A 24,661-nucleotide genomic window follows, 5' to 3' on the forward strand; every position below is an offset into this window, starting at 1 on the left:
GCGGGATTGAAGAGTGTGGCGTATGAAGCGGGCCTGATCGGCGAACACAGCTCAGTCGTCGAGGTGAGACGGCTGATCGAGCGCGTTGCGAAGAGCGCGGCCCGCGCCGTCCTCATCTATGGTGAAACCGGAACCGGAAAGGGCCTGATCGCACGCCTCGTGCACCAGCAATCCGTCCGGGCCTCCCAGCAATTCATCGATGTGAACTGCGCAGCCATTCCAGATCAGCTGCTCGAGTCCGAGTTGTTCGGGCATGAGAAGGGGGCGTTCACGGGGGCGGTCGCGCGCAAACCAGGCTTGATCGAATCCGCCAATGGAGGTTCGATCTTTCTCGACGAGATCCGGGATATGAATCTTGTCATGCAGGCGAAAATGCTGACGCTGCTCGATACGCAGCGCCTGCGGCGGGTCGGAGCCGTCACCCCTGTCGAAGTCGATGTTCGTTTCATCGCCGCGACGAACCGCATCCTGCTGTCGGAGGTCAATGCGGGACGGTTTCGCGAGGACCTTTACTATCGCCTGCAGATCGTCGCCATTAACGCGCCGCCTCTGCGGGAGCGGGGCGATGACATTTTCGTCCTCACCGATCATTTCCTCCGACGCCTGAGCAGCCGGTACGGCCGCGTCATCCGAGGGCTCGATCCCGAGGTCGTCGATGTCTTTCGGCGCTATCGCTGGCCGGGAAATGTTCGTGAACTCGAGAACCTTCTGGAACGCATTTTCATTCTCGAAGATGAAAACACGATCCTGCTCCGGCATCTGCCCGCCCGCATCCTGCGTGATGTGAAGGAGGCCGAAAAGGCGGCGCAACCCAGCGAGAACGCCGATGCGGTCGACAAGGGGCCTCTCGACTACTACGAGGCGACCGCATCGTTTCAGATCAAGCTCATCCGCCATGCGCTCACTGTGACGAACGGCAATCTCACCGAGGCGGCGGCGCGGCTGGGGCTGTCCCGCCACGCCCTGCGCCACCAGATGCTGAAGCTCGACATCGCCTGAAGCGAGCGCGATCTCATGGGGATCGGACGTCGCTCGCGAAACCGTCCTGTCGCGATGCCTCGACGGGCGAACCGGTATTTCATCCGCGGAAGGACGTCGTCATGCGCGTATCCCGCGCGTCCATGCGTGGAACGCGCCTACGCCCGAAAGACGCGGCGGTTATTTGCTTTCCACGTCCCGTAATTTTGATTTTATTACAGTAACTTATGGGTTCGTTTGGCCATTGGCATGGAATTTGCTCAGACCGGGTCGCCACTTCATGACGCCTACCGGGGAAATGCCTTCCATGTCGTCCATCAAAATCATCTGCCCAAACGGTCATTTGGGTTTTGCTCCGCTCAAACCAGACAGCTTCCTGCGCGGCGTCGAGGCGGGACCGGATTTCATCGCGGCCGATTCCGGAAGTGACGATATCGGTCCAGTCCCCTTGGGGTCGGACACCTCGACATCGCCCGAGGCATGGCAGCGGCAGGATCTCGAGGCCATGCTTCTGGCCTCGCGCCGGATCGGCGTGCCCATGATCATTGGATCATCCGGCGACACGGGCACGAACAGCCGCGTCGACCGCTATGTGGAGATCATCCGCGAGGTTGCAAAGAAGCATGGCCTTGCGCCCTTTAAACTCGGTTATTTCTATTCCGAGGTGGACAAGGAGCGTGTGCGGAAGGCCATCGGAAGCGACGAGCCGGTGCTCGGGCTCGATGGCCGCGACGCGCTCGATGAGGCCGAACTCGACGCCACGGACCGGATCGTCGCCATGGCCGGGGTTCACCCCTTCCGCAAGCTTCTGGAAGAGAACTGCGACGTCATCATCGGCGGCCGCTCAAGCGATTGCGCGATCTTCGCGGCCGCCGCGCTCCATCGTGGGGCAAGCGAGGCGGACGCCTATTATCTCGGAAAGGTGCTCGAATGCGCCTCGTTCTGCGCTGAGCCTTACGGCGCCAAGGAGACTGTGCTCGGCGCCGTGAATGGGTCTGGCGTGACGGTGACGGCCATGCATCCCGATCAGCGCTGCACGATCGCCTCGGTGGCCGGCCACGCCATGTATGAGCGGTCCAATCCCTATGACGAGTTCGTCGCGGGCGGCCGTCTCGACATGCGCGACTGCCATTACGAGCAGATCGATCCGCGCACGACTCGCGTGACGGGACAGCGCTTCGAGCCCGCCGAGCGCGTTCGCGTCAAGCTCGAAGGCGCGGGTAAGGTCGGCGAGCGCTTCGTCGGCATCGCCTCGGTGCGCGATCCTTACACGATCGCCAATATCGACAAGGTCATCGACTGGGCCAAGGAGCAGGTGGTCGAGCGCTTCGGCGCATCCGGCTACGAGCTGTACTACAACGTTTTCGGCAAGAACGGCGTGATGGGCGATCTGGAAACGGTGAAGGCTCCCGGCCACGAACTCTGTGTCGTCGTGCAAGGCGTCGCCGGGACGACGGAGATGGCGGAGGAGGTCTGCATGACCGGAACGCGCCAGATGTTCTACGCGCGCCTGCCCGAAGTGAAGGGCACGGCTGGCGGCGTGGCCTTTGTCCTCGACGAGGTTCTGAAGGCCTCACCGGCCTATCGCTGGACCGTCAACCACACGCTTGCGGTCGACGACCCGCTCGAACTCTTCCCCACCCACACCGTCACCATCGGCGCCTGAGGACATCATCATGAAAAAGCTGTCGGACCTCGCAAAGACCATTCGCAGCAAGAACGCTGGTGTCGACAAGATCACCTTCGACATCATCTTCACGGATCGAGACGTTTACGATCAGGTCCGAAGGAGCAAGGCGATCACGCCAGAGACGGTCGCCACGCTCTACGGGATCGAGCAAAGCCGCATCGCCGACTTTGTCGAGTACGATCCGGCCTGCGCCATCAAGTTCACGCTGTATCGTCTTCGGCCGAGCGGCAGCGCGGGTGACTCTGACATCTTCGGCGCGCAACAATACGCGCCTCTTCTGGATATTAGGATCGACATCTAGCCTAGGTGCGGTCCTAGTGGGGGCGGTGCGGCGGAAGACCGGAAAATGGCGCCGCCGCACCAGCGCCGCCGAGCCGGAGACGGTCAATAGCGGATGGTCGTTCTGAGGCCGAAGATGGCGGCGTCCTTGATCCGGGCGCCGGTCGGATCGCGCGGGTTCGACGCATTGCCGCCTGGACGAAAGACATATTGGAAATCGGGCTGTATCGTCCAGCCGGGAACGATCTGGGCTTGATAGGTCACTTCGATCACGGCTTCGCTGGTACGGACCGACCGGGCGCTATCGGTGAAGAAATTGATGTCCTGATCGAACCCGCGCGCCCCGTTGGAGATGCGGGAATAGGCGAAGCTCAGGCCGAAGGTGTCATCCTCGCGGCCGGGGATCATTCCTTTCCACGTCAATCCGCCATCTGCGTAAAAGCTGATCAGGTTGCGGTCGGACGGCGATGCCGAGATGCGGGCAAAGGCGCCGATCCCCTGATCGGTTCCAGAGGTGCGATAGACCATTTGATCGATAACGGCATAAAGGCCGTCATTGCCCCGCAGCTGGTTTGGAAGGCCGGAGCTCCTCGGGTCCGCCAGGGGCAACCCGCCGATGTCATATCGCTGGTCGGCGAAGCTTCCGAAATGGTGCCAACCGCCAAACTTGATCGTACCGGGCAATCCAGGGGCGTCCTTGCCCTGATTATACGCATATTGGATTTCGCCTATCAGGAAGGCCGGATCCGAGGTCCGAAACGCAAGTCCGGTATGGTTTCGGCGCTGCGGGTCGCCGGGTCCGGGTCCGGCAGGGTTGCCGTCGAACACGGCAGCGAGAATTGTCAGATTATCTGTCGGAGTGATCTTGAACCGAACGCCCGGCGTCGCGAGCGGATAGGATGGCCCACCGCTCGGCAGATCGATCATCGCAATAGCGGGCCACCCGAAGGTGGCGTTCAAAAACAGAGTCCCATACTGGCTCACCAGAAACTCGGTATCGGCGCCGAGTTGCCCTGCGCGAAGCGCGACCTTATCCCCGGCGAATTTCTGTTCGAGCCATAGTTCGTAAAGCCGGGTCGATGGCAGAGCTTCGATCCCGCTTACCGGCATGAGGTTGCCGATATAGAAGCGCGATAACCCACGGCCATGAATCTGATAGAAGGTGGCGTGGAGGCTCGCACCGGACCAGCCTAAGAGCTTATCGAGATCGGCATCGAGGACGCCCTGAAGATTGCCTTCGTAGATGGTGCCTTTGCGCAGGCCCCCGGTTACTGCGCCCAGACCTTCGCCGATATAGGTGAAGCTATAGGTGATCCCGGCCCGTTCAAGAGCGCTGCGAGTGTCTCCACGGCCTCCGAGCGAGCTCGCGATCGAGGGAGGCGAGGGGGGAGCGGGCGGATTTTCCGACGTCTCTTGCGCCTGCTGGTCGCCTTTGCCGCCGCTTTCATTCCCAGCCGCAAAGGCCGGAGCGCCGATACTGACCGCTCCGAGCAGAAGCCAGATGACGCTTACGGACGATGCTCTCATCGCCTTGCCTCGAGCTGCTTTCATTGAGGAGAGGATAGATGGCATGGTCAAGCTAGTGTTCTTCGGATCGGTTTCCAGCCTTTCGAAGAAAATATGCCGCTAATTTGCAATGCGTAAGGACTGTTTGAATGAGGCCATCCGCTCCCTGATGATCTCGCAACGTGTCTTCTCGAGCGTGAAAACTTCGGCCCCTTCATCACAAGTGAATTACTCGGCTTATCGGGGCCGCCGGTTGATGAACGTCATCACAGCCAAGCCAAGCGCGCACTCTTGAAGCAAGAGGGGTGAGTTTTATTTGTATCGTCATTGTCAGCCCACTCATTTGAGTGCGTTGGCATCTCGGTATCGGCAAAGCGATATTTGCCCGCGTCTTGGTTGTTAAGTCTCGCTTGTCCGTTCGAAGGGAGAGACATGGACAATCAGGTACCAGATGATCTCCGAGAGACACTTCACGAGCGTTCAAGCGCGACGCTGGAGAAGCGCAAAGCAAATTGGCTTTTGCGGATTGTCCTCATCGCAATGGTCGGTGCCGCTCTCGCATGGTGGTTGCAAACTCGCCTGACAACGACCCCGACCCCGGTCAGGAGTGCTGGCGGGGGGCCAGTATCCGTTGTTGCCGCGACGGCTCAGACGGGCAACATCGACGTCACTTTAGGCGCTCTCGGCACTGTCACATCATTGGCTACCGTTACGATCAGGACACAGATCAGCGGCCAACTGGTGCGGATTGCCTTCAAGGAAGGACAGGTCGTCAATCGAGGCGATCTTCTGGCTGAGATCGATTCCCGCCCATATGAATTGGCATTGCAACAGGCGCAGGGCGCGCTCGTGCGCGATCAGGCGCTGCTCCAGGACGCACAGCTTGACCTAGCCCGTTATCAGAAACTTGCCACCGCGAATGCGATCCCGCGGCAACAGCTCGATACCCAGCAGGCATTGGTGCACCAGTATGAGGGGACAGTGGCCGCTGACCTGGCCCAGATCAACACGGCAAAGCTCAACATCACCTATTGCCATATCGTCGCACCTGTCAGCGGTCGCGTCGGGCTTCGCCAGGTGGACGAAGGGAACTACGTGACACCGGGAGATTCCAACGGGATCGTCGTGATCACCCAATTGCAGCCCATTACGGTCATCTTCACATTGCCTGAAGACAATTTGCCGGATGTGGTCAAACGGCTGCGTTCCGGCGCGACGCTCGCCGTAACCGCGTTTAGCCGCAACGGTCTGACGCAGCTTGCAACGGGCGCGTTGATGACGGTCGACAACCAGATCGACACCACCACGGGCACGGTGAAGTTACGAGCGCAGTTCGCCAATACGGACGAAACGCTGTTCCCCAACCAGTTCGTCAATGTGCGCCTTCTGGTCGACGTTTTGAAAGACGTGATCGTGGTGCCGAGTGCGGCGATCCAGCGTGGTGTGCCGGGGACCTACGTTTACCTCATCGGGTCCGACGATACAGTCTCGGTTCGCCCGGTCGACATTGGCCCCAGCGACAGCGGCCACATCGCTGTACGACGCGGCCTTGCTGCGGGTGATCAGGTCGTTATCGATGGCGCCGATAAGCTTCGCCCAGGCGCCAAGGTCAGTTTGCGAAGTCAACAAACGGTACCTGCTCCGGCACAGTCGTCCGTTCCAGTACCCGCGCAGACAACCGCTCCGGCCCCGGCACCGGGTCCCGTGCCGACACCTGCCCCGGCACGGAGCAGCAAGAGATGAGCCCATTCCGCCTCTTCATCCTGCGTCCAGTCGCCACCACGCTCCTGATGCTCGCGATCATGCTTTCCGGCATCGTCGCCTTTCAGTTCCTGCCCTTGGCGGCTTTGCCGGAAGTCGATTATCCGACCATCCAGGTTCAGACGTTCTACCCCGGAGCCAGCCCGGATGTGATGGCTTCCTCGGTGACCGCGCCGCTTGAGGTCCAACTCGGCCAGATGCCGAGCCTCAATCAGATGAGTTCCGTCAGCTCGGCAGGCGCTTCCGTCATTTCCCTGCAGTTCGGTCTCGACATTAGCCTCGACATTGCCGAGCAGGAGGTGCAGGCGGCCATTAATGCCGCTGGGAATTTGCTTCCGTCCGACCTCCCGGCACCGCCGATTTACGCGAAGGTCAATCCAGCGGATGCGCCGATCCTGACTCTCGCGCTGACGTCGAAGACGTTGCCCTTGCCACAGGTTCAGGATTTCGCGGAAACGCGCCTGGCGCAGAAGATATCGCAGCTTCCCGGCGTCGGCCTAGTGAGCATCAGCGGAGGGCAGCGTCCTGCGGTTCGGGTTCAGGCCGATATTCGAAAGTTGGCGGCTTACGGTCTCAATATCGATGACCTGCGCACGACACTCGCGAACGCCAATGTAAACCTGCCCAAAGGCGGCTTCGATGGGCCGATGCGCGCCTACACGATCAACGCCAACGATCAACTGGAAAACGCCGACGATTACAAAAATCTCGTCATCGCCTACCGCAACGGTTCGCCGGTCCGGCTTGTCGATGTCGCCGATGTGATCGACGGCGTGCAGAACAACAAGCTTGGCGCGTGGATGAACACCACTCCCGCCATTATCCTCAACATTCAGCGCCAGCCCGGGGCGAACGTCATCGAAGTCGCCGATCGCATCAAAGCGCTGTTGCCCCGCTTGCAGGAGGCCCTCCCTCCGGCAATCGATGTCGCGGTTCTCACCGATCGTACCGTTACCATCCGCGCGTCGGTTCGCGATGTGGAGTTCGAACTCACGCTGTCCGTTCTGCTCGTCGTCCTCGTGATCTTCGTCTTTCTGCGGAGTGCGCGGGCGACGATCATTCCCAGCCTGTCGGTGCCGCTCTCCCTCGTCGGCACTTTCGGCGCCATGTACCTTTTGGGTTTCAGCCTCAATAACCTCTCGTTGATGGCGCTCACCATTGCGACCGGCTTCGTCGTGGACGACGCCATCGTCGTGATCGAGAATATCGCCCGCTATATCGAGAAGGGACTCTCGCCTCTCGAGGCAGCCTTGCGCGGCACGGAGCAGGTCGGCTTCACCATCATTTCGCTAACGCTTTCTCTCATCGCGGTGCTGATCCCGCTCCTTTTCATGGGTGATGTCGTCGGCAGGCTCTTTCGTGAGTTTGCAGTCACGCTCGCGGTGACGATTCTGATCTCGGCCGTTGTGTCCCTGACACTTGTGCCCATGGCGTGCGCCAGATTGCTCAAGCCGCGTTCGGAGGTCCATGAAAACGCCCTCCAGCGCGTGAGCCGGGAATCCTTCGATCGACTGGTCGCCGCGTACGGGCGGGCGCTCAACTGGGTGCTGAATCGCCAGGTCGCCACCCTGTTCGTGGCCGTGGGGACCTTGGTGCTCACCGTCGTGCTCTATGTCGAGATTCCGAAGGGCTTTTTCCCCTTGCAGGACACGGGAGTGATCCAGGGCATTTCGGAGGCGCCGCCGTCCACGTCCTACGCGGCGATGGCCGAGCGGCAGCAGGCCCTTGCGGTGGCGATTCTGACCGATCCTGACGTGGAAAGCTTGTCCTCCTTCATCGGCGTCGATGGCACGAATATGACCCTGACGAGCGGCCGGCTGCTGATCAACCTCAAGCCGCACGATCAGCGCGCGGACACCGTCAGCACGATCATCGACCGCCTGAAGAATGTCACTGCGACTGTCTCCGGCATCACGCTTTACCTGCAACCCGTGCAGGATCTGACGATCGATACGATTGTCAGCCGCGGGCAATACCAATTCGCAGTGGAAGACGCCAACCCCGACGAACTTGCCGAGTGGACGCCCCGATTGCTGGAAAAGCTCAGGAGCTTGCCCCAGTTGGCTGACGTGACAAGTGACATCGGCAGCGATGGGTTGTCGGCATTCGTCGACATCGACAGGGATACCGCGAGCCGCTTCGGCATTACGCCCGCAACCGTGGACAATGCTCTCTACGATGCGTTCGGACAGCGCATCGTCTCGACGATTTTCACCAGCTCGAACCAGTACCGCGTGATCCTGGAGGCGGACCCGGAGTTTCAGTCGTCTCTGCAAACCTTCTCATCGATCTATTTGCCGTCCTCCACCGGCAACGGCCAGGTGCCTCTGTCGGTCATCGCTCACGTCAGGGAAGAAACAGCTCCGTTGCGGATCGATCATCTTGGTCAATTTCCGGCGGCTATCATCTCGTTCAATGTGGCCCCAGGCGCATCGCTCGGTGAGGCGGTGACCGCGATCAAACAAGCGCAGGCGGAGATCAATCTGCCACAAAGCATGATTCCCCGCTTCCAAGGCGCGGCACTGGCTTTCCAATCGGCTCTTTCCAACGAGCTTCTGCTGATTCTCGCGGCGATCGTCACGGTTTATATCGTTCTGGGTGTGCTTTATGAGAGTTTCGTTCATCCCATCACCATCCTCTCGACGCTTCCCTCGGCGGGGATCGGTGCGCTGCTTGCTTTGATCGCGGTCGGTCAGGATCTGACGGTTATCGCCATCATCGGCATCATTCTGTTGATCGGCATCGTGAAAAAGAATGCCATCATGATGATCGACTTCGCGCTCGACGCCCAGCGGAACGAAGGCAAAAATCCGCGTGAGGCGATCTTTCAGGCCTGCCTGCTGCGATTCCGCCCCATTTTGATGACGACCATGGCGGCGATCCTCGGAGCCTTGCCGCTGATGCTCGGCACTGGGGCCGGTTCGGAGTTGCGCCACCCGCTCGGCATTTCGATCGTCGGCGGCCTGTTGGTGAGCCAGGTGCTCACGCTGTTCACGACGCCTGTGATCTATCTGTGGTTCGAGCGCGTGGCTGCGCGGTTTGCGCCCGCCAGCGAGCGCAACCTCGATGCGGGGAGCGCCGCGCCATGAGCCTCTCGACGCCCTTTATCCGGCGCCCCGTTGCGACAATCTTGTTGACCTTCGGAGTCGCAGCGGCGGGCGCTGTCGCTTTTTTCCAGTTGCCTGTTTCCCCGCTGCCGCAGGTCGATTTTCCGACCATTTCCGTGCAAGCGCTTTTGCCGGGCGCGAGTCCGGAAATCGTTGCCGCGACCGTCGCGACACCGCTCGAATCCCATCTCGGCAAGATCGCCGACGTGACCGAGATGACTTCCTCGTCGACCGTTGGCTCAACCCGCATCACGCTCCAGTTCGGCCTCAATCGCGACATCAACGGGGCGGCCCGGGATGTGCAAGCCGCCATCAACGCCGCGCGGGCGGACCTGCCGACAGAACTGCGGAGCAATCCAACATACCGCAAAGTGAATCCGGCCGAAGCGCCGATCCTCATTCTCGCATTGACATCCGACACGATGCGGACCGGCAATCTCTATGATGCCGCGAGCACCATCCTGTCGCAGAAATTGTCGCAGGTCAGCGGCATCGGCGAGGTGGCCGTGGGGGGAGGCTCGCTCCCTGCGGTCCGGGTCGAACTCAATCCAACAGCGCTCTTCAAATACCAGATCGGCCTGGAGGACGTGCGCGCGGCGCTGGCCTCGGCCAATGCCCACAGTCCAAAGGGCGCCATCGAGGTTGGCGACCGGCGTTACCAGATTTACAGTAATGACCAGGCCCGCATCGCCGACCAATATCGGTCCCTCGTCATTGCCTATCGCAATGGAGCGCCGGTTCGCCTGTCCGACGTTGGTGAGGTGGTCGATTCTGTAGAAAACATTCGCAACGCCGGGCTATTCAACGGCAAGCCGTCCGTTGTCGTCATCCTTTATCGGCAACCGGGGGCGAACATCATCGACACCGTCGACAGGGTCAAGGCGCTGTTGCCCGAACTGCGCGCGTCGATCTCGCCAGCCATCGACATCGGCCTGGCAGTCGACCGATCGACGACCATTCGCGGTTCCTTGCGAGACGTCGAGCGAACGCTCGTGCTCTCGACCGTTCTGGTCATCATCGTGGTTTTCGCGTTCCTACGTAACGTACGCGCGGCACTGGTACCGACGGTGGCGGTTCCGGTCTCGCTGGTTGGTACCTTCGCCGTGATGTACCTCCTCGGCTACAGCCTCGACAACCTGTCGCTGATGGCGCTGACGGTTGCTACAGGTTTCGTCGTCGATGATGCGATCGTCGTTCTCGAGAACATCTCGCGCCATGTCGAGGCCGGCATGTCGCGCATGCAGGCCGCAATCGTCGGCGCGGGGGAGGTCGGCTTCACGGTATTGTCCATGAGCGTGTCGCTCGTCGCCGTGTTCATCCCCATCCTCCTTATGGGAGGAATCGTAGGCAGGCTCTTTCGCGAATTCGCAGTCACGCTTTCGGTGGCCGTGCTCCTGTCGCTTGCGGTCTCGCTGGCGACGACGCCGATGATGTGCTCGCTGCTGCTGAAGCGCTCGCAAGGCGAACGGCACGGGCGTCTCTATCGGATCAGCGAGGGATTTTTCAACGCCATGCTGAATGGCTATGGCCGAAGCCTGGCCTGGTCGCTCCGTCATCAGCCGCTGCTGGCACTGGTGCTCCTCGCCGTCATCTGCCTGAACGGGTACTTGTTCGTCGCCATCCCCAAAGGCTTCTTTCCACAGCAGGATACCGGCCGCGTGATCGGAGGAATCCAGGCGGACCAGAGTATTTCCTTTCAGCTCATGCGGCAGAAATTCGAGCAGTTCAGCGCGATTGTGCGCAAGGATCCGGCCGTTGAAAGCGTGGCCGGGTTCACCGGCGGCGGACAAACGAATTCCGGCTTTCTTTTCATCTCGCTGAAGCCACGCTCCGAGCGCGACGTCTCCGCGGATCAGGTCGTAGCGCGCCTGCGGGGACAGGCATCGCAGGTGCCGGGAGCATCCCTGTTTCTGCAGGCGGTCCAGGATATTCGCGTCGGTGGCCGTCAGACCAATGCGCAATACCAATACACGCTTCAGTCCGATGACCTGTCTGTCCTCAACGCTTGGGCGCCGCGCGCGTTGAGGGCCATGCAGGGCCTGCCGCAATTGAGCGACGTCAACACCGACCAACAGGACAAAGGACTGGAGACCGCACTCGTCATCGACCGAGCGACCGCTGCCCGGTTCGGGATCAATACGAATCAAATCGACAATACCCTCTACAACGCCTTCGGGCAGCGACAGGTGGCGACGATCTACAACCCCCTCAATCAGTACCATGTGGTGATGGAGGTCGCGCCCGAATTTTGGCAGAGCCCGGAGACACTCAAGAATATCTACGTCAGCACCTCCGGAGGATCGGTCGGCGGTGTGCAGGGCACGAATGCCGTGGCGGGGACGGTCCAGGGAAAAGGAAAGCCAACCGGCGCTGCAGCCGTCGCCTCGGACGCGGCGCGCAACCAGGCCACGAACGAGCTCGCCAACACGGGCCGTGGTTTCGCATCGACCGGTTCCGCCGTGAGCACGAGCCCGGAGACCATGGTGCCGTTGAGCGCGTTCACCCATTTCGGGCCGGGACATACGCCGTTGGCGGTCAACCACCAGGGGCTCTTCGTGGCAACGACGATCTCGTTCAACCTGGCGCCGGGCGTGTCGCTCAGCAATGCGACGGCCGCCATTGGCGCGGCCATGTCCCGCATCGGCGTGCCCGCGTCCATCCACGGCAGTTTTCAGGGCACCGCCAGGGTCTTCGAGGAATCCGTCGCCAACGAGCCCTATCTGATCCTGGCGGCGATTATCGCCGTCTATATCGTCCTTGGCATCCTGTACGAGAGCTACATCCACCCGATCACGATTCTCTCGACCTTGCCCTCAGCAGGGTTGGGGGCGGTCCTGGCCCTGCTGGTCTTCCGCATGGAGTTCAACATCATGGCCCTGATCGGGGTGATTCTCCTGATCGGCATCGTCAAGAAGAATGCGATCATGATGATCGATTTCGCCCTCGACGCTCAGCGCCAGCGGGCCTTGTCGGCCCAGGACGCCATCTACGAAGCCTGCCGGCTCCGTTTCAGGCCCATCATGATGACCACGATGGCGGCCATGCTCGGCGCTTTGCCCCTCGCACTGGGGCTCGGAGAGGGTGGGGAACTGCGGCAGCCCCTCGGAATCGCCATTGTCGGGGGATTGATCGTCAGCCAGATGCTGACGCTCTACACGACCCCCGTGATTTATGTTTATCTTGACCGTCTGGGGGCGTGGTATATCTCGGTCTGGCGGCGCCTAACGGGGGCGTACGCCTGAGTCTTCGACTAATGCCTCCACGCGGAGGGCGGGGGAGGCCTGTGAGTGCATAGTCTGGTTCGTGCCATTGTGGGCTCTGGCCTGACACTCATGCTGTCCGGCTGCCTCGTCGGGTCCGAACATCCAGATCCCGCTCTTGATGTCCCTGCCAAGTATAGCGCTGCGCGCGGCGATCCGGAGGCCGCGCTTCCGGTCTTCGGCTGGTGGCGCGGTTTCCGATCGTCCGAACTCTCCGCCCTGATGGAGGAGGCGCAGAACGCCAATCTCGACATCGCGGTGGCGGTTGCCCAGATTCTGCAGGCCGATGCGCAAGTTCGAATTGCGGGCGCTCCGCTCTTTCCGAGCATCGGCTTTGCCGGGGATGCCGAGGAAATGCGGCAATCCGTAGCCGTCAGAGGTTCCAGAACGGTCGGTTCAACCATCTCGCCGGTATCATCGGTCTACAACGTCGCGATCAATGCCAGCTATACGCTCGACTTCTGGGGTAAGAACCAGTCGGCGACGCTGGCCGCGACGGAAACCGCCGTCGCCAGCCGATACAACAGGGACGTGGTTGCCCTGACCACCGCGAGCACTGTCGCCAACACTTATTTTCAAGTTCTCGCCGCCCAGGACAGCCTGCGCATCGCGCGTCAAAACGTGGCCTCAGCCGAGCGCATTCTCGATCTGGTCAAACAGCAATTCAACGCCGGAACCACGTCGCAGCTCGAGGTATCCCAGCAGGAGAGCCTTGTCGGAATCCAGCGCGCGACGATCCCTCCGCTGGAGATCACGCTGCGCCAGAACACGGTGGCTCTGGGAGTTCTCCTCGGACTTCCACCAGAGCGGTTCAAACTCAAGGGCGGGAGCCTGTCAGGTCTCGCGATCCCGCGCGTGACGCCAGGCCTGCCCTCGGAATTGCTGGTGCGGCGTCCTGACGTCCGGCAGGCCGAGGTGCAACTGGCTTCCTCGAATTTCAGCGTCGAGAGCGCCCGCGCCGCGTTCTTTCCAACGATTCAGCTCACCGGCCTCGGCGGGTTCCAGAGCAGCGCCCTGAAGACGCTTTTTACACCGGGGGCTTGGTACTACACGCTCGCCGCCAACCTGACTCAGCCGATCTTCGACGGCTTTCTCCTGCAAGGACAACTCGATCAAGCGCGGGGCGTGCAACTCCAATTTCTGCAGAGCTATCGCAAAGCTGTGATCTCGGCTTTTTCAGATGTCGAGAAAGCGCTTATCGCCATCGAGCAGACCTCCATACAGGAGCGCCTGCAGCAGGAGGTTGTCAGAGCTTCGCGTCAGGCCTTCGCGCTGTCGGAAGCGCAGCTTCGTGCCGGCACGGTCAATCTCATCACGACGCTGCAGACACAGCAGACGCTCTTCACCGCGGAGAGCACCCTCGTTCAAGTAAAGCTGGCGCGCCTGCAGGCGATCATCAGCCTCTATCAGGCGCTCGGCGGCGGTTGGCCGGAGCGTGCAGGCCCAAATTTGAGAAGCTGATCCGCGACACGATCAAGAGGCTTTTCCCCAACCTATCGGTCACATTGATAGGTCCAGTAATAGCCGTAGTAATACGGTGTAACCGCGTAGCATTGGTCGCCCGGCTCGGCATTTTGCAGAAACTCCCCACGGAAATGGGATACCCGGTCATGGCGCTCTCCACCGGAGAATTCCCCGTGTTCGGGACCGCCGCGTCCAAAGCCGCCGCCTGAATGGGAGCCCCCGCCGCCACCGCCTGAATGGGAACCCCCACCCCCACCCCCGCCTGAATGGCCGCCGCCGCCTCCACCACCGCCCCCGCCACCGCCCCCGCCACCGTGAGCGAGTGCGATTCCTGATAAAACGCTCAAGCCGATCATGACGAAACCGATCCGCAACAGGCTCAGTTTCATGGCCAGTCTCCGTTCACAAAACCCTCTCTTGCCATAACGTGAGGTGTGAAAACGGCGCCGCAAGCACCGGTATAGCGGCACAAGGACGCCCCGAGCATGGTCAAAGGGAAAGACAGGAGGACTGCCCGCAGGCACGCTTGGTAAAGCGAGGTCTGATCGCGATGCGGTGATTGTCGACGTTTCCGGGTTGAAGAACGCCAACCGTCGCGCTATGACTGACAGCACATCAAGAGTTGGGCCTTTGGTCCAACGCCAACCTGCTTACCGAGCAAGGTGGTGCTTCCGCGAGGGAGGATGTGGCCGAACCGGCAACCAAACGGTATCCTGCCACTGCGCCAGTCTGCTCATCTTGAAGGAGTCGACTGATGCCGGAAGGCAGCGAGCCCTATCTGCCGCTGATCGTGGGATCCGACAACCAAGTTCTCTTTGTTGGCAACTGCGCCTGGAAGAGCCGCTTCGGTCGAGCCGAGCCATCCTCACTCTATGTCGTCGTCCATCGTGGACGCCCGCCTCGCCCAGGGCTTTCGCCGGAACCCTGGACGCACATTTACCGGGTCGCCCAAGATCCGTCCTCCCGTCGCGCTCTTGTGTATCTCGAAGCGACGCTCGAGGGGGCATGTGTGGATAAGGGCCGGGACAAGGCCCTACGGATGCTCGACGACCAAATGCGACATCAACGAGGCGATGGGCTCTCCAGCGTTGCGCAGGTCCTCAGCAGGACGGCGGCGTAAACGTCAGAATCGGGGAGGACTGCCTCTCCCGGGGGGGCATGACGGGCGTGAAGGCCGCTCAGGCCGCCAGCCAGCATTCGCAGCGGCGCGGTCTAATGAGCGAATGAGACCAGCTCCGCCCGAAAGTACTCTCGCACCACCGCCAGCGGGATGCCTCGTCCGCTGATGACGACAGCCCGGTGCTCCAGGATCGTTTCAGGACTCCATGGCTCATCGCCGTGCGCCGCGAGAGATGTTTCACCGCGTCGACCGTCACCCGGAGCGCGGAAGCGAATAGAACAGGTGCGGCGAGAGGGGTTGAGCGGCGCGATAACCACCCCGAAAGGAAGATCGGTCGTCTCCAGGATGCCTCTCATTTCGGGCGGCAGGCGGCTGGGCATGAACCAGTTGTCCGCCTCGACGAGAGGCAGGCCACCACGGACGAGTTGAACGCGCCGATGGCAGATAGACTCGTCAGGCAGAGCGCCGAGTTCCGGGAGCTGTTCGTCGCCGATGGTTGACGTTCGGTCCTCGTGAAGGCGCTTGGCTGTGATCGGTCCCTGCGAGAGACCGTGTTCCTCACACCAGACCTGAAGCGTCGCGGTTGCTGTTCTGGCGTGGGCGATGCGGGCGCTCAGTTCGCGGATCAAGGCTTCGACATCGGGAGGTGTCGTTATCCTCAGTGATGAAATTTCGGAGCCGCCCGATTCCATGGGCCTCTTCCTGTTAAGAGGGGTCATCGTCACCTGACAGCCTATCCGTCCATGCGCCACGCAAGATGGCGCGGTCGATCCATATCCTTACGCCGACGGATGCGGCAGAGTTCTTGCGTCCTTTAGACCCGGTGAACGGCGATCATCAAGTCTAAGAGGCGCTCGTGCAGGTGCTTCAGCTCGGTCGCGCCAAGCCGCCTCAGGGAGGATGCCCCCAAAGGAGAGGTTGGGTGGGCCCCCGATTTGTGCATCATTTGTTCAAGCAATGAGGACGACGGCGAGGAAATTGCCATGGGTTTGTCCCTCGGAGACGGTCACGCCGCGCGCATCGCGCAAGTGCTGGAACGGTCCATGCCGGCGCGCTCGGTCGTTGCCGCTTCCTCGCAGCGGTCTCTCACGCGGTACGGGCTCGCCCCCCCCTCGAATCCCGTCCACCTCGGACCTTGAGCGGCCGGGCGCTGGTTCGCGCCAGGGGCAATGTGTCCGAGGCGGCTGCGGCGCTCCATGTCAGCCGCGCCACGCTGCACCGCAAAATGAAGCGCCTGGGCATTCGGCGCAAGTAAGTGTCACAGATCTGAGACACTTTCTCGAAGTTCCCACATGGGCAGGCGATGACAAGTGCCGATGCCGCGCCAATTCTGCTCCTGAGACGCCGCTTGACGGCGCGATCAGGAGGAAACGATGAACAAGCCGGAATTTACGCGGGTCGTGCAGCCGAAATTCAAGGCCAAGTACGGCAACTATATCGGCGGGCAATGGGTCGAACCCGCCAGCGGCCGGTATTTTGAGAACACTTCCCCCGTCAATGGTCAGGTTCTTTGCGAGATCGCTCGTTCCGAAGCCGCTGACGTGGAGCGCGCCCTCGATGCGGCGCACGCCGCCAAGGATGCCTGGGGGCGCACCAGCCCGGCCGAGCGCGGCGTGATCCTGAACGCCATCGCGCAGCGCATGGAAGACAATCTCGCGATGCTTGCCGAGGCCGAGACCTGGGACAATGGCAAGCCGATCCGCGAGACGACCGCCGCCGACGTGCCGCTCGCCATCGACCATTTCCGCTATTTCGCAGGCTGCATCCGCGCACAGGAAGGTGGAATTTCGGAGATCGACCACGACACCATCGCTTACCATTTCCATGAACCGCTCGGGGTCGTGGGTCAGATCATCCCCTGGAACTTCCCGCTGCTGATGGCCTGTTGGAAGCTCGCTCCCGCGTTGGCCGCCGGCAATTGCGTCGTGATCAAGCCGGCCGAGCAGACACCCGCCTCGATCCTCGTCTGGGCAGAGTTGATCGGTGATCTTCTGCCGCCGGGCGTTCTCAACATCGTCAACGGTTTCGGTCTCGAGGCAGGCAAGCCTCTGGCATCGAGCCCGCGCATCGCGAAGATCGCGTTCACGGGCGAGACCACGACTGGCCGCCTGATCATGCAATATGCCAGCCAGAACCTGATCCCCGTCACTCTTGAACTCGGTGGCAAATCGCCGAACATCTTCTTCAAGGACGTGGCCAACGAGGATGACGACTATTTCGACAAGGCTATCGAAGGCTTCGTCATGTTCGCGCTCAATCAGGGTGAGGTCTGCACGTGTCCCAGCCGCGCGCTGATTCATGAGAGCATCTACGACCGCTTCATGGAGCGGGCGCTCAAGCGTGTCGACGCAATCGTCCAAGGCGATCCGCTCAACCCCGCTACCATGATCGGTGCGCAGGCATCTTCCGAGCAGCTCGAAAAGATCCTGAGCTATTTCGATATCGGCCGTCAGGAAGGTGCGGAAGTGCTCACCGGTGGCGAGCGTAATAATCTGCCGGGCGATCTCGCCGGAGGGTACTATGTGAAGCCGACCGTCCTGCGTGGGCACAACAAGATGCGCGTGTTCCAGGAGGAGATCTTCGGCCCCGTGGTCTCGGTCACGACCTTCAAGGATGATGACGAGGCGTTGCACATCGCCAACGACACGCTCTACGGCCTCGGCGCCGGCGTGTGGAGCCGCGAGGCGAACCGGTGCTATCGCTTTGGCCGTGCGATCAAGGCGGGGCGCGTCTGGACCAATTGCTACCACGCCTATCCCGCGCATGCGGCGTTCGGCGGCTACAAGCAATCAGGAATCGGCCGTGAGAACCATCGCATGATGCTCGACCATTACCAGCAGACCAAGAACATGCTGGTCAGCTACAGCCCGAAGAAACTCGGCTTCTTCTAATGATTTACGGCGCGGGCTCCGGCCCGCGCCTTAAACCGGAGCAGCACCATGACGGAACCTGTGCGGGTCGAGGCGACACCGGCGGCATTGGCGTTGATCGAGGAGATCAAGGCCGATCACGGCCCGATCCTGTTCCACCAATCGGGAGGATGCTGCGACGGCTCCTCTCCGATGTGCTACCCACAAGGTGACTTCATCGTCGGCGACCGGGACGTGCTGCTTGGCACGATCTCCGATGTCCCGGTCTATATCAGCGAGTCCCAGTTCGAGGCTTGGCGACATACCCAGTTGATCCTGGACGTCGTGCCAGGACGCGGCGGCATGTTTTCCCTCGACAATGGCCGCGAACGGCGTTTCCTCACGAGATCCCGCCTCATGCCGAAGACCTGATGCGCGGCAGCTTTCGCCGCGCGTCGAAGGACCTGCTCGCCGCTCTCCTCCTCCTCCATTGCCACCGCAGAGTTGTTGCCGCAAACAGCGCTCGCTCCAGATAGTCCACTGTCAACGAGCGGCTGTGGCCTCGAACGTGGCGAAGCCGTTCGACAGCCGCAGGAGCGCGCGCCGTAACGGCGATCTCGGATGAGCCTCCCGCGATTCCATTCGTCAGGGCCCCGAGGAGCGCGCGACATGCCGAACATCAAGACGAAGGATGGGACGAAGATCTATTATAAGGATTGGGGCACGGGGCAGCCCGTCGTCTTCAGCCACGGCTGGCCGTTGAGCGCGGATGCCTGGGAAGACCAGATGCTGTTTCTCGGCGCGCGCGGATACCGTTGCATCGCGCATGATCGCCGTGGCCATGGCCGCTCGGGCCAGCCCTGGAACGGCAATGACATGGACACCTATGCGGACGACCTCGCGGCGCTCGTCGAGGCGCTCGACCTGAAGAACGCGATCCATGTGGGGCATTCCACCGGTGGCGGTGAAGTGGCGCGCTATATCGGCCGTCACGGCGCGAAGCGCGTCGCAAAGGCGGTTCTGATTAGCGCCGTGCCGCCGGTCATGCTGAAATCGGCGACCAATCCTGACGGCGTGCCGATGGAAGTGTTCGACGATATTCGCGCTAATGTTCTGGCCGACCGCTCCCAGTTCTTCAAGGACCTCAGCGCGCCCTTCTATGGCGCGAACAGGCCGGGCGCCAAGGTGTCGCAGGGCTTGCGGGATTCATTCTGGCTTCAAGGCATGGTGGCAGGGTTCAATGCCGTGTTCGATTGCATCAAGGCCTTTTCCGAGACGGACTTCACCGAGGACCTGAAGAAATTCGACGTGCCGACGCTCATTCTCCATGGCGATGACGATCAGATTGTCCCTATCGGGACGGCGGCCATGCTCTCCTCCAAGCTGATCAAGAACGCACAGTTGAAGGTCTATAAGGGAGCGCCGCACGGCATGTGTTCCACACTCAAGGACCAGGTGAACGCGGAGCTCCTGTCTTTCATAAAGGCATGACACGCCTGCGGCGAACGCCTGGGCAAGACGCGCCATTATGCCTTACATAGGCGAAAGCCAATGGAGGACAGGACATGAAGGCGCGCGTAAAACTGATCGATGGAATGGCGTTTCTTGGAGAATCCGGCAGCGGGCACGCGGTGGTGATGGACGGTGCGCCTGAATACGGCGGCCGCAATATCGGCATTCGCCCGATGGAAATGCTTCTCATCGGCCTCGGCGGATGCACCGCCTTCGACGTGGTGCAGATTCTCCGTCGCGGACGCGAGGACGTGACCGATTGCGACATTCAGGTCAGCGCCGAACGGGCCGAGACCGATCCCAAGGTCTTCACCGCGATCCATCTTGAATATCGCGTCAGCGGCCGCAACCTCGCGCCAGCGAAGGTCGAGCGCGCCATCGAGCTGTCGAAGGAGAAATACTGTTCGGCGTCGATCATGCTCGGCGCGGTTGCCAAGATCACCCATTCCTGGACCGTGATCGACGCAATCACCGATGCCGAGGCAGCCGCGTGATCGGGCCGCTGATCGCGCCCGATGCTCTTGAAACTCGCCTGGGCGCTTCGGATCTCTTCGTTCTTGACATTCGCTCGACGAGCGAAGGCGGTCGGCAGGCATTCGAGGCAGGGCATATTCCTGGCAGCGGTCACAGCGATTACGAGACCGGCGGTTGGCGTGTCGCGGCCGATGGCGCGGCGGGGTTGCTGCCCCCGGCCGATCGCCTGTCGGATCTCTTTGGGCGCTTGGGCTTGAGGCCGGATGATGCGATTGTCATTGTCTCGGCCGGTCGCGGCGCATCGGATCTCGCGGCGGCGGCGCGGGTTTATTGGACCTTGAAGGCTGCGCGTCACCCTCGCGTCGCAGTTCTCGACGGCGGCTACAGGACATGGGCCGCCGATCCGTCCCGCGCGGTCGAAACCGGGCCTGGAATCGTGAAGGCGGCGACGTCTTATCCGGTGTCGTATGACGACGGCGTGCGGAGCGACCTCGAACAGACGCTCTCATCATGGCGCGGAAAATCCGCCACCTTCATCGATGCGCGCTCTGCCAGTTACTTCGAAGGGCGCGAAAAGGCGCCGAGCGCCAAGGTCGCGGGGCATATTCCCGGCGCATCGGCCTATGACTACACCCGCGTTGTCGATCCCGAGACCTTGCGCCTGTTCCCGAAAGAGAAGCTCGCGGAGCAATTCGCGCGGATCGGGGAGGGGCCTGTGATCAACTATTGCAACACGGGCCACACGGCGGCGCTCAATTGGTTCGTTCTGTCCGAAATTCTCGGACGCGACGATGTCCGCCTCTTCGATGGCTCCATGACTCAATGGACGCAGGACCCATCGCGCCCGGTTGCGACGGGTCCGAAAAGCTAGATCATGCCGCCATCGGCCGCGAGGTCGGAGGACAGGCCCTGACGCAGGGCCTTCGCTGTCGCCGATAGGGATACATCCTGCCGGCGACGCGGCCTCGCGTTGCCGATGCGATGCTCGGCAACGATGCGGCCGGGCGAGCCGGAGAGCACGACGACCCGGTCGGCAAGATAAGTCGCCTCGTCGATATCGTGCGTCACGAAAAGAACCGTCTTGCCCGTCGCCTGCCAGATGCGGACGAGTTCGTCTTGCAGTCCCTCGCGGGTGATGGCGTCGAGCGCGGAGAAGGGCTCGTCCATCAACAGAACCTCCGGCTCCACAGCGAGCGCCCGCGCGAGCGACACGCGCTGGCGTTGACCGCCTGAAAGCTGGTGAGGCCAGCGTTCGGCAAGATGTCCGAGGCCCACGAGATCAAGAGCCCGTTGCGCCTTCTCTCTGCGTTCGCGCCGTGACAGGCTGCTGTTCTCGAGGCCGAAGGCGACGTTGGAGATCACTCGCCGCCAGGGGAGAAGGCGGGAGTCCTGGAACACCAGCGCCACCGCGCGCCGACCCGGATTGGCGGCCCGGATGCGCGCTGTCCCGGAGCTTGGCTTGGCGAGCCCGGCCAAGACGCGCAGCAGGGTCGATTTGCCGACGCCCGACGGGCCGACGATGGCGAGAAATTCGCCACGCGCCACGTCGAGGCTCAAACGGTCGAGAACCGTCGTGCGTTCGCCGTCGCGCGCGAAGGTGAGGGAAAGGTCCCCGATCTCGATTACGCTTTCCATCGCAAAAGCCATCCTTGCAGGGCCACGAAAGCCGTATCGAGAAGTCCATAGAGGGCAGCCATGGTCAGCATGTAGACCACCACCACATCGGTCGCGAGCAGGCTGGATGCCTGCATCATCCGTTGCCCCAAACCGGACACGCCGAAAATCTCCGCGGCGACGACCGCCATCCAGGCCTGGCCCAAAGCCGTGCGCAGGCCGACGAGAATGCCGGGTGTCGCGGCAGGCAAAAGGATCTTGGCGAGCCTCTGCAGGCCGGAATGGAATCCGAACGCGTCCGCGACTTCAATCAGATCGCGGTCGACGGCGCGCACCGCGCCGTGCGCCGCGAAATAGACGATCCAGAACACGCCGATGGCGATGATGAACACGGCCGCGGATGAATCAACGCCGAACCACAGGATTGCGAACGGCACCCAGGCAAGTCCCGGTACGGGACGCAGCACGCGCACGACCCAGGCGGTGAAGGATTCCGCCCCGCGATACATGCCCGTGAGGATTCCCAGGGCGACGCCCAACCCGGCGCCGACGGCAAGACCGATCAGGTAGTGGCTGAGGCTGCTCGAGACCGCCTGCAGCCACGCGCCGCTCGCGACCTCCTTGATGAAGGCTTTGGGGATGACACTCGGCGCGGGCAGCAGCGCCGCATTCACGAGGCCGAGCCGTGGCACGACCTCCCATAGCCCGAGGAACGCGAGGAGCCCGGCGAGACTGAGAAGAACGGCACGCATGAGCGGACGATCAACCGCCCTGCGAGGCGCGTTCGAAGAAGCGCGGTTCGAACAGGCCGTCGAACGGCAGCTCCTTGTCGAGCGAGCCGAGCTTCACCTGATAGGCCTGCATGGCACGAGCCGGTTCGATGATGGCGCGGGGATCGATGAGGAACTTCGTCGCCGGTGACGACAGCGCCTTGCGGATCGTCGCGCTTTCGACGATGCCCTTGCCGAGCGCCGCTTCGATGGCGGGCACGGTCCGATCCGGTGTTTTGACAAGAAGATCGGCGGCGCGCACGAGGCCGCTGACGACGGCTTGCACCGCATCGGGATTTTTCGTCACGAACGCGCCCGAGACGGCGATCACCGTGCCCGGTTGGCCGGGAAACATCTCGTCGCCGAGCGCGATCAGCTTGATCTCAGGGTTGCGTCCTTGAACGATGGTCACGGCCGGTTCACGGATCGAGGCGCCTTCGACTGCGCCCGCAAGCACCGCCTGCTGTGTCGCGTCGATGCCCATGGTCACGATCTCGACATCCGCCTTGTCGGCCTTCGCGACTTCCCAGAGCCAATATTGCAAGGTCGTGTTGGGAACGGAGCCGGCAGGCTGGGTGGCAAGCCGCGCGGGCTTTCCTTCCTTGGCCCGGTATGCCTTGAGGGCGGCGGCGGGGGGCGTTCCCGGCGTAAAATACCTCGCGAGTTTCGGCGTCGCGACGAAGACATTTTCCTCGGTCGCCGTCGCCGCCACGACGCGCACGTCGATCCCCTTGGACCGCGCCACGGCAAGCGGCGCGACGCCCGCGACGTAGATGTCGATGGTGCCCGAGGCGAGCGCTTGAATCATGTTCGGGCCGGATTCGAAGGTCGTGAACGACAGCTCGACACCGCGTTCCCTCAGGAAACCTTCCTTGTCCGCGACGAAGATCGGCGCCGCGCCGATAACCGGAATCACGCCGACGCGAGCCTGAACCGCCCCCTGCGCATAAGAGCGAGAGCCAAACGCAGTGGCCACCGCGAGAGCTCCGGTCTGTGCGAGAAAGTGCCGCCGATTCATGTTCCGTCTCCGAATGATTGCCTGAGCGAAAGGCATCACATGCCTCTTGACGCAGTTAGAAAATAAAATTCTATGTTGTGGCAAGTTATTTTGCGGCCAAGAAAAAAAATTCTACTGTTTCGCTGTATAATAGAAAATTATGCCAAAAATACGAGGAATAAGATAAATGGATGCTATCGACTATAGAATCCTCGGGTCGTTGCAGGCTGACGCGAGCATCTCGATCGCTGAACTCGCCGAGCGTGTCGGTTTGTCCCAGACTCCGTGCTGGAAGCGCATCCAACGCCTCGAGGCGAGCGGCGTCATCGAAAAGCGGGTTGCAATCGTCAATCCGGAGAAAATCGGGTTGGGCCTGACAGTGTTCGTGTCCATCGAGACGTCCGATCACTCGGGAGCGTGGCTCTCTCGCTTCGCGGAATTTGTCGCCGCCATGCCGGAGGTGATGGAGTTCTACCGCATGGCCGGGGATGTGGATTATATGCTGCGCGTCGTCGTCGCGGACATGGGGGCCTACGATCTGTTTTATAAGCGGCTGATCGACGAGATCCCTTTGAAGAATGTGACCTCGCGCTTCGCGATGCAGCGCATCAAGTCAACGACGGCCTATGCCTTGCCGGGCGCTCGATGACAGGTGCGCCTGTCCTACTCGCGGTACGCGCCGTCCCAATAGAGCAGGGGTTTGATGCTGTCGGCCCAGAGTCTGGTCTCAAGGACCTGACCGAAGAAGACCGTGTGAGTCCCGGCATCGGCGGTCTCCGATATACGGCAGTCGAAGCTGGCGAGGCAGTCGACGAGAGCGGGGGCTCCCGTCCTCAGAGAGGACCAGCGGCTACTCTGGAAGCGGGTCGCATGGTTGTTGGGCCGGCTGAAGAGATAGGCAACCTCACGGTCTGCTTGTCCCAGTACGTTGATGCAGAAATGGCCGGATTGCTTGATCGCCTCATGGCTTGTGCCGAAACGGTTCACGCAAACGAGGATGGCGGGAGGATGGACCGAGACCGATGCGACAGAGGTCGCGACAAGTCCGGACAGGCCATCCTCGGCCGCCGCTGTGACAATGGTGACGCCCGAGGCAAGCCGGCGCATCCCTATTCGAAAAGCATCGGGGCCGTGCGTCTCGACCTGATCGCTCTGCAGAGAGATGGATTGGAACCCGGCATTCGAGTTCGCCGACTCCCTTGCAAAAGTCCCGTCCTGGCCCTCGTGCGGAACCAAGCGATGCTGCGCAGTCATCCGCGTTCGTCTTTCATTGAAAGGAG

General features: G+C 61.7%; 23 protein-coding genes and 1 riboswitch. Of the genes, 16 read left to right on the plus strand and 7 right to left on the minus strand.

What is annotated here, in order from left to right; all coding sequences use genetic code 11:
• The first annotated feature begins 15 nt into the window (after positions 1-15).
• The 3 genes from I2H38_RS02270 to I2H38_RS02280 all read left to right on the plus strand — a co-directional run bounded on the left by I2H38_RS02270 (position 16) and on the right by I2H38_RS02280 (position 2,969).
• Complete coding sequence (locus I2H38_RS02270; protein ID WP_196270166.1) at positions 16-999, plus strand: sigma-54 interaction domain-containing protein; 984 nt, start codon at positions 16-18, stop codon at positions 997-999.
• 286 nt (positions 1,000-1,285) lie between these two features.
• On the plus strand, positions 1,286-2,644 hold the full coding sequence (locus tag I2H38_RS02275) for an acyclic terpene utilization AtuA family protein (RefSeq protein ID WP_196270167.1): 1,359 nt from the start codon (positions 1,286-1,288) through the stop codon (positions 2,642-2,644).
• Positions 2,645-2,654: 10 nt separating this feature from the next.
• Positions 2,655-2,969 carry a DUF4387 domain-containing protein gene (locus I2H38_RS02280; protein WP_210324644.1) on the plus strand — a complete coding sequence of 105 codons (315 nt, stop codon included), beginning with the start codon at positions 2,655-2,657 and terminating at the stop codon, positions 2,967-2,969.
• A gap of 83 nt (positions 2,970-3,052) precedes the next feature.
• Here the strand turns inward: I2H38_RS02280 and I2H38_RS02285 are convergent, their stop codons facing one another.
• Entirely contained in the window at positions 3,053-4,474 is a 1,422-nt protein-coding gene (locus tag I2H38_RS02285) for a carbohydrate porin (protein ID WP_196270168.1), read from the minus strand.
• 411 nt (positions 4,475-4,885) lie between these two features.
• Here I2H38_RS02285 and I2H38_RS02290 point away from each other — a divergent pair, with 411 nt between their 5' ends.
• From I2H38_RS02290 to I2H38_RS02305, 4 genes are read left to right on the plus strand one after another with little or no spacing between them, the layout of a single operon-like run.
• The gene (locus I2H38_RS02290; protein ID WP_196270169.1) at positions 4,886-6,196 is read left to right on the plus strand and encodes an MdtA/MuxA family multidrug efflux RND transporter periplasmic adaptor subunit; all 1,311 of its coding nucleotides are present in this window, start codon (positions 4,886-4,888) and stop codon (positions 6,194-6,196) included.
• The gene (locus tag I2H38_RS02295) at positions 6,193-9,303 is read left to right on the plus strand and encodes an MdtB/MuxB family multidrug efflux RND transporter permease subunit (RefSeq protein WP_196270170.1); all 3,111 of its coding nucleotides are present in this window, start codon (positions 6,193-6,195) and stop codon (positions 9,301-9,303) included. The genes I2H38_RS02290 and I2H38_RS02295 overlap by 4 nt, the downstream gene beginning before the upstream one ends.
• Positions 9,300-12,563: an efflux RND transporter permease subunit gene (locus I2H38_RS02300; RefSeq protein WP_196270171.1), complete on the plus strand. Its 3,264-nt coding sequence runs from the start codon at positions 9,300-9,302 to the stop codon at positions 12,561-12,563. Before I2H38_RS02295 ends, I2H38_RS02300 begins: the two co-directional genes overlap by 4 nt.
• Positions 12,564-12,608: 45 nt before the next feature.
• A complete protein-coding gene (locus tag I2H38_RS02305; RefSeq protein ID WP_324617331.1) occupies positions 12,609-14,042 on the plus strand; it encodes an efflux transporter outer membrane subunit in 1,434 nt (477 codons plus the stop codon).
• A gap of 32 nt (positions 14,043-14,074) precedes the next feature.
• On the opposite strand, the gene I2H38_RS02310 is transcribed toward I2H38_RS02305, so the two are convergent.
• On the minus strand, positions 14,075-14,434 hold the full coding sequence (locus I2H38_RS02310) for a hypothetical protein (RefSeq protein ID WP_196270172.1): 360 nt from the start codon (positions 14,432-14,434) through the stop codon (positions 14,075-14,077).
• 218 nt (positions 14,435-14,652) lie between these two features.
• Positions 14,653-14,760, plus strand: a riboswitch (SAM-I-IV-variant riboswitch).
• Positions 14,761-14,799: 39 nt separating this feature from the next.
• Between I2H38_RS02310 and I2H38_RS02315 the strand changes: the two genes are divergently transcribed.
• Positions 14,800-15,165: a hypothetical protein gene (locus I2H38_RS02315; protein WP_196270173.1), complete on the plus strand. Its 366-nt coding sequence runs from the start codon at positions 14,800-14,802 to the stop codon at positions 15,163-15,165.
• 92 nt (positions 15,166-15,257) lie between these two features.
• On the opposite strand, the gene I2H38_RS02320 is transcribed toward I2H38_RS02315, so the two are convergent.
• Positions 15,258-15,857, minus strand: coding sequence for a hypothetical protein (locus I2H38_RS02320; protein ID WP_196270174.1), 600 nt, complete (start codon positions 15,855-15,857; stop codon positions 15,258-15,260).
• Between the two features lie 291 nt (positions 15,858-16,148).
• Between I2H38_RS02320 and I2H38_RS02325 the strand changes: the two genes are divergently transcribed.
• The 7 genes from I2H38_RS02325 (at position 16,149) to I2H38_RS02355 (ending at position 20,871) form a co-directional block, all read left to right on the plus strand.
• Positions 16,149-16,304 carry a hypothetical protein gene (locus I2H38_RS02325; RefSeq protein ID WP_196270175.1) on the plus strand — a complete coding sequence of 52 codons (156 nt, stop codon included), beginning with the start codon at positions 16,149-16,151 and terminating at the stop codon, positions 16,302-16,304.
• Entirely contained in the window at positions 16,301-16,420 is a 120-nt protein-coding gene (locus I2H38_RS02330; protein ID WP_196270176.1) for a helix-turn-helix domain-containing protein, read from the plus strand. The genes I2H38_RS02325 and I2H38_RS02330 overlap by 4 nt, the downstream gene beginning before the upstream one ends.
• Before the next feature lie 118 nt (positions 16,421-16,538).
• The gene (gene adh, locus I2H38_RS02335; RefSeq protein ID WP_196270177.1) at positions 16,539-18,056 is read left to right on the plus strand and encodes an aldehyde dehydrogenase; all 1,518 of its coding nucleotides are present in this window, start codon (positions 16,539-16,541) and stop codon (positions 18,054-18,056) included.
• Positions 18,057-18,104: 48 nt separating this feature from the next.
• Positions 18,105-18,446 (plus strand): DUF779 domain-containing protein, encoded by a 342-nt coding sequence (locus I2H38_RS02340; protein WP_196270178.1) that lies wholly within the window; start codon positions 18,105-18,107, stop codon positions 18,444-18,446.
• A gap of 237 nt (positions 18,447-18,683) precedes the next feature.
• On the plus strand, positions 18,684-19,505 hold the full coding sequence (locus tag I2H38_RS02345; protein WP_196270179.1) for an alpha/beta fold hydrolase: 822 nt from the start codon (positions 18,684-18,686) through the stop codon (positions 19,503-19,505).
• Between the two features lie 74 nt (positions 19,506-19,579).
• Positions 19,580-20,020 carry an OsmC family protein gene (locus I2H38_RS02350; RefSeq protein ID WP_196270180.1) on the plus strand — a complete coding sequence of 147 codons (441 nt, stop codon included), beginning with the start codon at positions 19,580-19,582 and terminating at the stop codon, positions 20,018-20,020.
• Complete coding sequence (locus I2H38_RS02355; RefSeq protein WP_196270181.1) at positions 20,017-20,871, plus strand: sulfurtransferase; 855 nt, start codon at positions 20,017-20,019, stop codon at positions 20,869-20,871. The genes I2H38_RS02350 and I2H38_RS02355 overlap by 4 nt, the downstream gene beginning before the upstream one ends.
• Here I2H38_RS02355 and I2H38_RS02360 read toward each other — a convergent pair.
• Genes I2H38_RS02360 through I2H38_RS02370 form a run of 3 tightly spaced genes read right to left on the minus strand, consistent with a single transcriptional unit; the run spans position 20,868 to position 23,402 of the window.
• Positions 20,868-21,635 (minus strand): ABC transporter ATP-binding protein, encoded by a 768-nt coding sequence (locus I2H38_RS02360; RefSeq protein ID WP_196270182.1) that lies wholly within the window; start codon positions 21,633-21,635, stop codon positions 20,868-20,870. The two genes, I2H38_RS02355 and I2H38_RS02360, sit on opposite strands and share 4 nt — an antisense overlap.
• A complete protein-coding gene (locus I2H38_RS02365; protein WP_196270183.1) occupies positions 21,623-22,366 on the minus strand; it encodes an ABC transporter permease in 744 nt (247 codons plus the stop codon). Before I2H38_RS02365 ends, I2H38_RS02360 begins: the two co-directional genes overlap by 13 nt.
• A gap of 10 nt (positions 22,367-22,376) precedes the next feature.
• Positions 22,377-23,402, minus strand: a complete 1,026-nt coding sequence (locus I2H38_RS02370; RefSeq protein ID WP_196270184.1) for an ABC transporter substrate-binding protein — start codon at positions 23,400-23,402, stop codon at positions 22,377-22,379.
• A 166-nt stretch (positions 23,403-23,568) separates the two neighbouring features.
• Between I2H38_RS02370 and I2H38_RS02375 the strand changes: the two genes are divergently transcribed.
• On the plus strand, positions 23,569-24,030 hold the full coding sequence (locus I2H38_RS02375) for an Lrp/AsnC family transcriptional regulator (RefSeq protein WP_196270185.1): 462 nt from the start codon (positions 23,569-23,571) through the stop codon (positions 24,028-24,030).
• A 14-nt stretch (positions 24,031-24,044) separates the two neighbouring features.
• On the opposite strand, the gene I2H38_RS02380 is transcribed toward I2H38_RS02375, so the two are convergent.
• Entirely contained in the window at positions 24,045-24,635 is a 591-nt protein-coding gene (locus I2H38_RS02380; protein ID WP_196270186.1) for a flavin reductase family protein, read from the minus strand.
• Positions 24,636-24,661: the final 26 nt, after the last annotated feature.

This window comes from Microvirga alba, from assembly GCF_015694465.1.
GTDB classification, from domain to species: domain Bacteria; phylum Pseudomonadota; class Alphaproteobacteria; order Rhizobiales; family Beijerinckiaceae; genus Microvirga; species Microvirga alba.